General features: G+C 47.5%; 10 protein-coding genes. 7 read left to right on the top strand and 3 right to left on the bottom strand.

Annotated elements, in window-relative coordinates; genetic code table 11:
• Positions 1-87 precede the first annotated feature (87 nt).
• Complete coding sequence (locus tag EOJ37_RS11970; protein ID WP_240651707.1) at positions 88-1,935, bottom strand: contractile injection system protein, VgrG/Pvc8 family; 1,848 nt, start codon at positions 1,933-1,935, stop codon at positions 88-90.
• A 155-nt stretch (positions 1,936-2,090) separates the two neighbouring features.
• Between EOJ37_RS11970 and EOJ37_RS11975 the strand changes: the two genes are divergently transcribed.
• From EOJ37_RS11975 to EOJ37_RS12005, 7 genes are all read left to right on the top strand, one after another.
• Complete coding sequence (locus EOJ37_RS11975) at positions 2,091-3,260, top strand: phage tail sheath protein (protein ID WP_127960141.1); 1,170 nt, start codon at positions 2,091-2,093, stop codon at positions 3,258-3,260.
• A 12-nt stretch (positions 3,261-3,272) separates the two neighbouring features.
• On the top strand, positions 3,273-3,788 hold the full coding sequence (locus tag EOJ37_RS11980; RefSeq protein WP_127960142.1) for a phage major tail tube protein: 516 nt from the start codon (positions 3,273-3,275) through the stop codon (positions 3,786-3,788).
• A gap of 14 nt (positions 3,789-3,802) precedes the next feature.
• Positions 3,803-4,138 carry a phage tail assembly protein gene (locus tag EOJ37_RS11985; RefSeq protein ID WP_127960143.1) on the top strand — a complete coding sequence of 112 codons (336 nt, stop codon included), beginning with the start codon at positions 3,803-3,805 and terminating at the stop codon, positions 4,136-4,138.
• Between the two features lie 8 nt (positions 4,139-4,146).
• Complete coding sequence (locus EOJ37_RS11990) at positions 4,147-4,263, top strand: GpE family phage tail protein (protein WP_127960144.1); 117 nt, start codon at positions 4,147-4,149, stop codon at positions 4,261-4,263.
• Positions 4,264-6,207, top strand: a complete 1,944-nt coding sequence (locus EOJ37_RS11995; protein ID WP_127960145.1) for a phage tail tape measure protein — start codon at positions 4,264-4,266, stop codon at positions 6,205-6,207.
• A 10-nt stretch (positions 6,208-6,217) separates the two neighbouring features.
• A complete protein-coding gene (locus EOJ37_RS12000) occupies positions 6,218-6,706 on the top strand; it encodes a phage tail protein (protein WP_240651708.1) in 489 nt (162 codons plus the stop codon).
• Positions 6,707-7,019: 313 nt separating this feature from the next.
• On the top strand, positions 7,020-7,910 hold the full coding sequence (locus EOJ37_RS12005) for a GNAT family protein (protein ID WP_127960146.1): 891 nt from the start codon (positions 7,020-7,022) through the stop codon (positions 7,908-7,910).
• Between the two features lie 47 nt (positions 7,911-7,957).
• Here the strand turns inward: EOJ37_RS12005 and EOJ37_RS12010 are convergent, their stop codons facing one another.
• Together EOJ37_RS12010 and EOJ37_RS12015 are read right to left on the bottom strand one after the other, a co-directional pair.
• On the bottom strand, positions 7,958-9,928 hold the full coding sequence (locus EOJ37_RS12010) for an acyltransferase family protein (protein WP_127960147.1): 1,971 nt from the start codon (positions 9,926-9,928) through the stop codon (positions 7,958-7,960).
• A gap of 337 nt (positions 9,929-10,265) precedes the next feature.
• The gene (locus tag EOJ37_RS12015) at positions 10,266-11,675 is read right to left on the bottom strand and encodes a phage tail protein (RefSeq protein WP_127960148.1); all 1,410 of its coding nucleotides are present in this window, start codon (positions 11,673-11,675) and stop codon (positions 10,266-10,268) included.

An 11,675-nucleotide genomic window follows, 5' to 3' on the forward strand; every position in this document is an offset into this window, starting at 1 on the left:
TGGAAAAATAGTCAACTGGACCAACTGCTGCCCCTGCCCGGTAACACCTTCTCCTCATCCACCTAATCTGCCGCTCACCTTAACCACTTAATATAAACTCGCAAGGTGAGATCGCCGGATGTTTACTATTAATTCATAAAACTTAGAGTTCCTTCCTACCGCACCTGTCCGCTGATCCTCAAGCAGGGCAGGCATTATTCTTCGTCTTGTCGTTCCATAATTATCACCACGATAAGTTAAGTCTACCAATACATCCTTTACTTTTTCTGGAACTGCATCCCAGTCAAGGCTTCCATAAGCTTCTACCACATCTTCTTTTGTTAATACTCTTATCGTAATTTCAAGATACGTTGGATATATTGCCAAAAAAAGAAAATGCTGTTGTTTACGCGTTAGTTGCTGTTTTTCAGCAGGCACATGTTGATTTAATGTTGACAGATAATCACGTGCTCCTGCCCCTGATAAACGTACGCCACCACATAGCCAAGTGAGCATCTCGTCAGCAATCGGAACGCAGTATCTATCAACAAATTCAAACAATTTTACAACTTCATCAGCAGTTCTTCCTTTGAGATCAAGACCACGGCCATAAGTGATGCCCGAACCGCCGCCAGGAACATGTGGTAGTCTGGAAAAATAAGGCTCACTGTCATTACCCTCTGAATTAAATGTGAGTTGACCTTTTGGCACATTTAACCATTTAAGATCCATTTCATCATTAATCATGGTGGCACTTTCAAGCGGATTGATATTAGCTTCCAACTTAAGTTCCGTTGTAAATCCCTCTAGATCCAACCTATGGGTACAATGGGTTATGGTCCAATATTCTCTCTCCAGGGATGTCTTAAACTCTTTAATAAATACCGGTTGTTCTGGTATCAGGTCTGCTCGACCATATGATAAGCTGAGCTCTAATGATGACGCTTCACTCCGTAACTGATTCAGTTTCTCCCTGGCGGCACGAGATGATAACCTTTCATTTTGAAAAATCCTCCGCATCACAAAGAGATTATCTGCTGTACCATTAATATATGGATTTCCTGTTTCAGAGTGTTGTGGTGTTACTCGCACAATCACTGGTTCTGTGACTCCCGTCATCAAATTTTGCCAATGTGTAATTACGCCAGAATAATTCATTCTATCTGATACATGGAAGAGGTAGCTGTCAGTCTCATCACGAGGGATCTCAATCACTGGCAATGGCCTACCACTTACCGTCATCCCTTTGCCCCTGGTCATAAATAATAAATAATCATTTTTTACTGTAGCTATCGCACCATAGAGTTCCGCTAAGCGAGATAAAAAATTGATATCTGTCTCATCTGTTTGGTCAGCATGTTCAATCTCAATCACACCTAATTCTTCACTCACACCGGCTGTTAACTGATAACGTTCAGCCAATGTGCTAATTAAATCCTTTAATTTAACCTGATGCCAACTTGCTGAGCGTTTTACATTAAACTCGCCACGAAAGTTAGCGCTTTTTGCCACAACCGTTAGAAGATCCGGTGGGCCAAAATGGTTAATCTCATCGACAATGTAGGTGCCTTTCTCTACCAACGGTTGATTACTCCAACCTAATGACAATGCTATTTTGACACCGCGTGATGGTAATACCAGTGCGGTATCACTATCGCTCAAGGTAAACTCAAGCATGTCTGCTTCCATGCCTCGATTATCGGTCAGTGTTAACGAGACAAGCCGACGTTCCAGTTGTTGTAGCTCTTGGCCGTTAATCACCATACTCACCTTGGGCTTGGGTGTAATACTATTGTTTGTTGTCGCACTCTGACTGCTTGGTGCTCCAGCCTGGTTGTTTGTTGTACTTCTTTGGTTGTTTGTTGTACTTCCCTGGTTGTTTGTTGTACTACTCTGGTTGTTTGTTGTGCTTCTTTGGTTGTTTGTTGTGCTTCTTTGGTTGTTTGTTGCTGACATATTCGCCCCCTCATGTGATGCGCAGATCGTCCCTGCTCGTGCTCATGTGAACAATGTCGCGCCATTGTTGTGGTGAGGAGACAACCGTTACCGATCGCATCGTGGCATCAATCTCGTGATCATGTCGGCAGTCCTAAAACTGGCGAGGCAAATACATGGCCACAAACTACCACCACGGTGTAACCGTTTCGGAAACCACCGATTTAAGTACCCTAATCACCGATATTGACTCTGCGGTGATTGGCGTTGTCTGTACCGCTGAGGATGCAGACGCAGAGATGTTCCCTCTCAATACTCCAGTGTTAATCACTCGGGTCGCGAAAGTGCTAGGTAAGGCGGGTAAAACCGGTACCCTGCGCACTACTCTGAAAGCAATTTCAGATCAATGCAGTCCTCAAGTTATTGTTATCCGCGTTGCTGAGCATAAAGATCAGGCTGAACAAAATAGCCTGGTGATCGGTGGTACGGATAAAGAGGGCCGTTATACCGGTATGCAAGCACTGCTTTCTGCTGAGATGCGTGTCGGTGTGCGTCCGCGTGTGTTGGCTGCACCTGCACTGGATAGCCAGGCTGTTGCCGCTGAATTGGCAGTGATTGCTGAAAAATTGCGTGCATTTGCTTATGTCGGTGCCCAGGGTTGCAGCAATATCGAGCAAGCAAAAGCTTATCGTAATCAATTCGCTGCACGTGAACTGATGGTGCTCTGGCCGAACTTTATCTGCTTTGATATCGAAGCGAAGCAGAATAAGAGTATCCCTGCTGCAGCTCATGCGGTCGGTATGCGTGCCAAGATCGACGCTACTCAAGGTTGGCATAAAACCATCTCCAACGTACCGGTTAACAATGTGTTGGGTATGGATCGCGATGTCTATTTCACCCTGCAAGGTACCGATACTGACTCTGACCAGCTTAACGCTGCTGGCATCACCACGCTGATCAAGCAGAATGGCTATCGCTTCTGGGGTTCTCGCACTTGCGATAAAGAAATCTATCTATTTGAAAGCTATACCCGTACAGCACAGGTGATTGCTGACACTATCGCTGAAGCACACTTCATCTACGTTGATAAGCCGCTGACACCTTCACTGGTGAAAGACATTGTTGATGGTATCAATAAGAAGCTGACTTCCTATGTTACCGCCGGGAAATTACTGGGCGCGCGCTGCTGGTACGATGCTGAACCCAATACCGCAGAAACACTGCGTAATGGCCAATTGACCATCAAGTACAACTACACCCCTGTTCCACCACTGGAAAATCTCAGTCTGGTGCAGGAGTTTACCGACGAATATTTCGCGACTTTCAGCAAAAGCGTAAACAACTAACCGGGGGAATGTATGGCTTTACCTAAGAAACTCAAATACTTCAACATGTTTTTTGATGGGGATAACTACTTTGGCATGGTGCCAGAGATCACCCCAGCTAAGTTGACCAAAAAACTGGAAGACTACCGCGCTGGCGGTATGCCGGGTTCCGTAGCAGTCGATCTCGGCTTTGATGCCGGTGCGCTGGATATGGATATCACGCTGGGCGGTTTAGATGCCAATCTGCTGAAAAAGTGGGGCGTTGTTACCGCTGATGGAATGCAGGTGCGTTTTGCCGGTTCTTATCAGAGCGATGCCTCTGGCGAAACCGTTGCTTGTGAAATCCAGACCCGTGGTCGCTTTAGCGAGTTTGATCCTGGTACCGCGAAAGCCGGTGACGATACCTCGCACAAGTTCACGTTGAAAAACACCTACTACAAATTGACCATCGCTGGCGAAGAAATTGTCGAAGTCGATGTGTTGAATATGATTTACAAAGTAGCAGGTGTCGATGTTCTGGAAAAACACCGCACTAACTTAGGCTTATAAGGAAACCTGGCACTATGAGCAAAACTAACGAGTACAGCGTCAAACTTAACACTCCGATTAAACGGGGTAAAAGCAAAATTACCGATGTGGTGATCACTCCGGTGCTGAAACAGGCCGGTTCACTGCGTGGTTTGAAGGCCTATGATGTTCTGACGTCGAACTACGATGCCTTGCTTATTCTGTTGCCACGCGTAACAGCACCTGCGCTCACCGCCGAAGAGATCACTCGGATGGATACCTGGGATTTTTGCCAGCTAGCCAACGCGGTGGTTGATTTTTTGCAACCCTCTTCGGAACAGAGTGTGACGGACACGGACAGCGAATCATCCGCTGCCCTTGTGAACGAATAGAAGACCTGATGGCAGATATCGCCGTCGTTTTTCACTGGCGGCCGATAGAGATGGACGCCATGACAGTGGAGGAATTGCTGTTATGGCGTGATCAGGCGGCTGCACGCAGTGATGGAGCTCACTAAATGGCAGATCGCAACTTAAACATCCAGTCTGACTTTAGCGCCATGAATAAAATGGCGCTTTCTCATCCCGCTGCGAACAGCAGTGCCGCAGTACCCAATTTTCAGTTTAATTCGCTGCAATTAAGCGCTAAAAAATTTGAGTCGTTAGCCACACCGATTGAACAACTCAATCAGTTGATTGCAAAGACAAGTGAGCTACTTGCTAACCTTAAGCAACATGCACAACAAACAGCAGTAGCTTATCGTGCTTTATTGGCCAGCACGCAGGAACTGGTTGCGTCATTCAACCAGCAACATGCTGCAATGAAGCGGCCTGATACACAACCAGCAGAAGCCAATACCAGTAGCGCTGATAATAGCGGGGGGCTCTATAAAGCCATTATGGGCGTCCTCGGCCCCACCGCCGATATCTTCACCGCCTTCTTGGCGCTTGGCGGTGCATCTACCATGCTGAGTATAATACTTTTCAAGATCTCTCCGCGTTTTACCAAACTGATTGATGTACTTGCTGCTCTTGGTAGAATGGTTGCCATCTCTACTGAAAAAAATAGTGAAACATTAAAGAGACTCAGAAAAAACGCTAAGAACAACAGCAACAACCCGGCTGCATCACGTAATAACCCAGCAGCAGCGCGTAATAACCGGGCAGCACGCCGCAATAACCCGGCTGCAGCGCGCAATAACCCAGCAGCAGCGCGTAATAACCGGGCAGCACGCCGCAATAACCCGGCTGCAGCGCGCAATAACTTGACCGCATTGCGTAATAATCCGGCTGCACCTTATAGACCAAGAGCAAACTTTTCCGCTATTACTCGCGGCCTCGCAAAGGTGCGAAAATTAACCCTCGCACTGGCCTTTGTAGGAATACTCAATGGTTTTGGCGAAAGAATGGATCAAGCATTTGGGTTATTGACTAAAATGGGGGCAGCGGTTCGGTGGGTTGGTCGTGCCTTTGGCGGGTTAGCCGGTGTTGCTCGCGTCGCCTTTGTCGCACTGGCGGGGGTGATTGGCACTATCACGTTACCTATTTGGGCCATTATTGCTGCTATTGCCGCATTAGCCGTGGTGGTGATCAAATTCTGGCAACCTATTAAGGCGTTCTTCAGCGGCTTTTTTGATGGTTTGGTTGAGGGCTTGGCTCCCGTTATTGAGGCATTTTCGCCAGTAATAGAAATGGCGAAAACGGCCTGGAACTGGTTTCTCAGTCTATTTGAACCTATTCAGTTCTCCACTGAAGCACTGGCCAACTTTAGCAGTGTCGGCAAAGCGTTTGGCAAAATATTATCGATGGCACTCACTCCGGTGGTTTCACTGTTTAAAGGCGTCAGTTGGCTATTGAGAAAGTTAGGGATACTGCCTGAAAAGAGCGAGGAAGCCCAAGAGAGCCTGGAGGAGAAAAAGAGCGATCCGCTGATTGAAGATGCACACAAGAAAACAGCAGAGAAAAAAACCGATCCGCTGATTGAGGATGCACACAAGAAAACGGCAGAGAAAAAAACCGATCCGCTGATTGAGGATGCACACAAGAAAACAGCGCTGGACAACTCAGCAAACAACGCGCTGGACATTGAGGGTGATATCGCCAAGCTTAATCGCCATGCCGAAACGGGGAGAGCTTCCGTTGTTCATCCGCCGCTTGAAACCCAGCAGCATATTCCCGCTTTGCTGCGACGTTCCGCAGAGCAGCCTACCCATATTAATAACCATGCGGTGCCATTGGTAGAAAAACCGGTCAAATCGGTCCCATTACCGGCAATCGCTCCGCCAACAGCTTCCTCAACCGCCCCAACGGTAAGCAGCAATGATACCGTCAACATCGTGATTAACGTCAATGGTGGAGAGATAAACGAACAAACGCTGGCACAGCGCATCCGTGAAGAGTTGAAATTACATAAACAACAAGCTGAGCGGCGCTTACGCTCACAACTGTATGACTTCGCATAAGGCTAACAAAATGACTCAGACTGCAATGAAAGCAAATACCATGATGATATTGGGGCAATTCCCGTTTTGGCTACACACTGCCCCTTACCAAACAGTAGACAGAAAGAATAGTTGGCGTTATGTAAAAAATGACCGCGTGGGTAAATCACCCAGCTACCAGTACGTCGGCCCTGATGAAGAACCCATCACGCTGAGCGGTACGCTCTACCCTGAAATTAGCGTCGGTGATTTTTCACTAAAGGTATTGGAAAGCATGGCGTTTTCCGGTATGCCTTGGCCGTTAATCGAAGGGACGGGTAGAGCCTACGGCATGTACATTATTGAGTCACTTAGCCAGAACCGTACTGAATTTTTATCTAATGGCCAAGCACTGAAGATAGATTTCACCCTAACGCTGAAACGCGTCGGTGACAGTATTGATGAGTATCTGACAGAAAACGTGAGGCACAATGGCGCTATTAGACCGGAATTGAACGAAAAACTAACCTCTTCCCAGTAATCATCCGCTCACCAAAACCGAATCGGTGTCTGTGATAGCCCAGGCACCGATTCGGTGCCTGGCCGTGATGATAGCGCTATTTAAGCCGTCGTTTCCGATCAGACAATACCACAAACCGCACTTTTTCTCGGCAGCTCAACTACTCCCAACAGTTTGAGTTGCCGCTATCTATTGATAATGGCTGTTATCAATAATCCTCTGCATTTTTCATCCGGTTATGTATATACTCCCGGCAAAATAGCCCTGTTTTCAGGCAATCCCACTGCAACCATCCGCAGGTGCCGCTCGGTGCGGTAACATCAAAGGAATATTTATGTTTTTGGCGAAATTTCTCGGTTGGGAGCAAGCCTCTGCCGATGAGTATCGATACTGCTACCAGCAATATGGCGGTAATTTTTCTACTCACCCCAACGTATTGGAGTACTTCCATCGTCACATCGACTGTCAGGAGAGGTATTATGTTCATCAGCGTGCCGGTCAACTGAATGGTGCCGTCTGCGTTTGGCAACACCGATACCTGGCCAATGACACCCTTTCCGGCAAGTTGACTGAACATCTCGCCTTGCCGGTGGCCAAAGATGAGCTAATCTTGCCGATTAATCGAGAAAAAAGGCTTTTTGTTCCGTGGAAAAGTAAGATCGTCTCGCCGATTAATCACAATATTATCAATCGTAGTGAGCGCCTAAATGCACGCCGCTCGATTATGTTGGCTCGACCGTTGACAAGCTTTTCGAAGAAAACCATTCGCACTTATAACCAGAGATTGAACCGTTTTCTTAGTGAGGGCGGAGAGATCAGAGACCAAGCCGAATTTTCGGCCGAAAAGTTAGTGGATATTTACGATATGCTGTTTGAAAAACGCCGCAATCGCCGGATCGACAATAAGGTTCAAAACCTCGATTTTATCCAACAATTTCGTGATCATCTCTTTGGTAAGGTTCTCTTTTTTAAAGGTGAACCCTGTGCATTTCAGCTCATCACCAAAAACCTCTCTGGTGATATTGTCGCACTGGATTACATTAATATCGGCTTGGATCTGGCATTGGAAAAACTCTCTATCGGCTCAGTGTCGATGTGGGTCAACTTGCAACATGCCTACGCCAGTTTCGCCGATATCGGCCAACTCCGTTTCTCGTTTGGCCGCCCTACCGCCGACTATAAACAGCGCTGGTGCTATCAACAAAAACTGGGGCGATTGCTGTGAGCCCTTCCAGGCACCGATTCGGTGCCTGGCCGTGTTTTTCGCTCAATTTAGCGCTCAGCGGCGACTTTGAGTGGGTTTGAATAATGCTGTAAAAACTGCACCCCATACTGATAGGAGGCGTAATCATTGATGTGTTCACCATTTCGGTAGACAGGAACCCCATTAACGGTGCTGTGACAGATCCCCTCAGGGCACTGCACCTGTTGTGGATCAATCACAATCAGTGTTGGGTACACTTTCTGCAATGTGGCAAACAAACTCTCTACCGTGTCATCATGCTTAATCGCCACTGTGCTCAAGCAATGCGGAACCTCCTTCAACCGCTGTTTAATATTGCTATAAAAACAGTTACGGAATTTTTCATCGCCAAAATAGGTATTCCGCATCAATACCGGTGTAGCGCCTGAGGCTAAAATGGTATCTATTGCGCGGCGCAATGCCGCAGGTAAGTTCTGTTTGGTGGCATTTTCACGCTGTTTTTCCGGATCAGTAACAATGTTGGCGTCAAAATACCAAGGCCAAGCCTGGCCAATAATCACATAGTCGTAATTGCCGGCAGATATCATTTGATACGCACTTTCGGTACGCTGATGACACTGCTGATAAATACGATGTTTAAAATTCCACCAATCAAACAAATAGATGCCCGGCAACATTAAACATGCTGACGTGGTAAATTGTCGTACAGAAATATTGGCATCGGTTGCCAGCAGCGCGGTAAAGGCGAACAAATGGTTAGCAAATGAGTCGCCAATCATCAATGCGGTTTTTGCCTCAGGAAGTTGACTACCAAACTGACACGCTGCCAGATCTGCCAACTGATTATCCAAGCAGTGGGCTCTTTGCGCACTTTGAAAGTCAGCAATCTTCTGGTTCGCTTGTACCAAATTATCGCCAAAGCGTTTATCAAATCCGCCGTTTTTCTCTACAACATACTGTACGGCAAGCACCAACAGCAGTGGCAAAATAACCAAGAACAGCAATGATTTTTTTAACGATACCGTGATTTTGCGACATGGCTTTTCGATCAGCCGATAACATAGATAGGCAGCAACAAAAGTTAATGCCAAGCAACCAAGAGTAAATATCATACTTTCTGCAATGCCGAGATATCTGCCAGTAGCAAAAATCGGCCAATGCCAGAGATAGAGTGAATATGAGATGGTGCCGATAAATACCAGTGGCCGCCACGAGAGTAGGCGTGAAACGACGTTAGCTGAGAGACCTATTGTGATCAGTGTCGCACTGGCCACTGCCACCATTAATGCATGGTAGTCAGGATAACCAAGCAGAATATTTTTTCTACTGGCACAATAGATAATCACTATCAAGGCCACTATTCCCAACACCGCAGCACTGTAGTTGCCAAACTTCAGCCGTTCGCAGCCAAATAACACCAAGCAACTGCCGAGCATAAACTCAAAAACACGGGCAGTAAAAAAGTAGTAGCTTTTTTCTGGAAACAACTCGGAAAGATAGAGCGACAACGCCAGCATACCTAACGCGATAACCAACGCAATAATTTTAATCGCATTGTCGGCAAAGTAACGACTCAGCAGCACCATCGTCAACGGTAATACAAGATACCACTGCCATTCAATCGATAATGACCAGGTATGTAGCAGCAATAAATATGCTGTGTTTGGTGCGGCATATCCGGTAGTGGCGCGTGCAAAATAGTGATTCGAGTGAAATAACGAGCTATATTTAGCACTTTTTATGTAGTCAAGCAGATCGGAAGGTAAATAGAAAAACAGCGCCAGCAGTAAAGTGAATAATAGCACCGTGAGCAACGCCGGTTGCAAACGCCATAGACGCCGCAGATAGAATTGAGACAGTGAAAACTTGTTCTGCTGAATTGCGCTGCGAATAATTGAGGTAATAAGGAAACCGGAAATAACGAAAAAGATGTCTACCCCAATGAAGCCTGAAGGAAATAGGGCAAACCCAGCATGGAAAAACAGTACCAGCAGTATAGCGATGGCTCGCAACCCATCGATGTCTGAACGATAACCCATTAAATAACCCTGTCAATAGGCACAATCACCATGTGCCAACAAAAAATGCCAATCGCGGCGCATTCTAACGGTTATTTTTGACATGTCTACCGTTGTGAGCCATAGCAAACTCAACTCAATCATTATCAAACAAATAAGAACTGAACAAGGCAGCGATGTCACTGCCTGTTTCAGCAGGATGATGCCCACACTCCAGCGCTCAATCGCCTACGAAACCAGCGGCGCGCAGTAGCGCAAATCTGCATCTAACTGCGTTGTCGGTTACCGGCACCGATTCGGTGCCTGGCAGCATTTTTCGCTCAATTTAACGCTCAGCGGCTGCGTTAAGTGGGTTTGGTTAAACCGCTCTAACGATGTAGTTAAAGGCGATATTGCGGGGCCGGGTTTCCACTGCGGCCTTGAATCCTGCGCGAGACACTGACATCGAGCCTTCCCATGCCCCACCGATTCCTAATCCGTTTATACCATCGCTAGCCGGCCATGGCGCGGTCCACTGGGTGGAAACAAAAGCACTCCATACTGGCATACCATTCGTCGCTGTCATGATGCCAATGCCATCATCTTGCCGGCTCAATAGCCCTCTATTCCTATCTACACCTCGCGTATCATCCCAACCACGGATAAATTCGCCGCGCAGATCAGGAAGCACGCCTGAAGGGTAAGCATCAGCCAATAACGGGTATTTGGTTTTATCAAACGCAGCACCGTTACACTTGAGCCAACCACCAGGTGGATACGGTTTTGGCCATGGCAGTGGAACACCAACTGGATTGCTATTATAAAGATAATTCGACAGCCAGCCGCCCCATAGCGTACCGTAGATATTGCCATCGACTTCCAACCACGCCTTGCCACCCCCTGAGTGAACTCTTCCCCCAGCAGTGAAAGCCTGCGTCGCCTTAACTTCTCGTGTTTCACGATCCACACAGAGAGCAACCGCTGCATTCTTCTGCTTGCTAGAGTATGTCACAACACGGAAATCACCATTAGCATCGATATCTAAAAAGGCTGCCCGCTCACTCTCCTTGTCGTGAAAATTAATCTCGCCCCCCTCAGCAGAACCCGCTGGCGGATAAACGACCACGCCCTTGACCAATAATCCCCCCGCCAATTCGACCAGCGGATCTTTGCTGCTAATTAAATCTTGTATTGCCGTTTTGACTGCTTTTGGTGTCGCAGCTTTGGTTTCATCATTGCTATCAATGGCATTGCTGAGCTGCACAAACCCTTTGGCGGTTAGCGTGGCATCGGGGTGGTTGCGCGATTGCGCATGTGCCGTTATTGCCTGGTCAACATAATGGCGGCTCGCCAGTACCACCGCTGGATCAATTTTTAGTGTGATATTTTCCGTGCTGTTTACCAGCAGGAGCATCCGCACCGCTTGCACGCGGGCGCTACCTTCTTGCAACTGCGGTTTGTAGGTTTCTGGGCAGTTGGCGATGGCGATCAGGTTGCCTTGCTGGTCGAACAGGCCAATTTCACGCAGCCACCATCCGCCCACGCTTTCTGGGATCACCAGTTCGGCAATAATCTGGTTGCTGTTTTTCGGGTCGATGGTGAGGGTATTCACTGGCGCGCGGAAAACTTCACCAATCAAGGCGGTTTGGCTGGGTTGCGGCTGGGTCGGCTTGCCACCACCATCGCCGATCGCCATTTCAGTGATTGCCAGTTGCTCACCTAATGCGGCGGCATTGGCCAGTTTTGCTGCACCCAAATCAGTCAGGGTGGCATAGTATTTTACAGTCAT

This window comes from Serratia microhaemolytica (assembly GCF_004011885.1).
Classification (GTDB): domain Bacteria; phylum Pseudomonadota; class Gammaproteobacteria; order Enterobacterales; family Enterobacteriaceae; genus Serratia_G; species Serratia_G microhaemolytica.

Excerpts from the sequence above, each read along its gene's own strand:
- EOJ37_RS11970 (WP_240651707.1), bottom strand. The coding sequence starts at position 1,935 with ATGTCAGCAACAAACAACCAAAGAAGCACAACAAACAACCAAAGAAGC.
- EOJ37_RS11980 (WP_127960142.1), top strand. The coding sequence starts at position 3,273 with ATGGCTTTACCTAAGAAACTCAAATACTTCAACATGTTTTTTGATGGG.
- EOJ37_RS11990 (WP_127960144.1), top strand. The coding sequence starts at position 4,147 with ATGGCAGATATCGCCGTCGTTTTTCACTGGCGGCCGATAGAGATGGAC.
- EOJ37_RS12000 (WP_240651708.1), top strand. The coding sequence starts at position 6,218 with ATGACTCAGACTGCAATGAAAGCAAATACCATGATGATATTGGGGCAA.
- EOJ37_RS11975 (WP_127960141.1), top strand. The coding sequence starts at position 2,091 with ATGGCCACAAACTACCACCACGGTGTAACCGTTTCGGAAACCACCGAT.
- EOJ37_RS12015 (WP_127960148.1), bottom strand. The coding sequence starts at position 11,675 with ATGACTGTAAAATACTATGCCACCCTGACTGATTTGGGTGCAGCAAAA.
- EOJ37_RS11995 (WP_127960145.1), top strand. The coding sequence starts at position 4,264 with ATGGCAGATCGCAACTTAAACATCCAGTCTGACTTTAGCGCCATGAAT.
- EOJ37_RS12010 (WP_127960147.1), bottom strand. The coding sequence starts at position 9,928 with ATGGGTTATCGTTCAGACATCGATGGGTTGCGAGCCATCGCTATACTG.
- EOJ37_RS11985 (WP_127960143.1), top strand. The coding sequence starts at position 3,803 with ATGAGCAAAACTAACGAGTACAGCGTCAAACTTAACACTCCGATTAAA.
- EOJ37_RS12005 (WP_127960146.1), top strand. The coding sequence starts at position 7,020 with ATGTTTTTGGCGAAATTTCTCGGTTGGGAGCAAGCCTCTGCCGATGAG.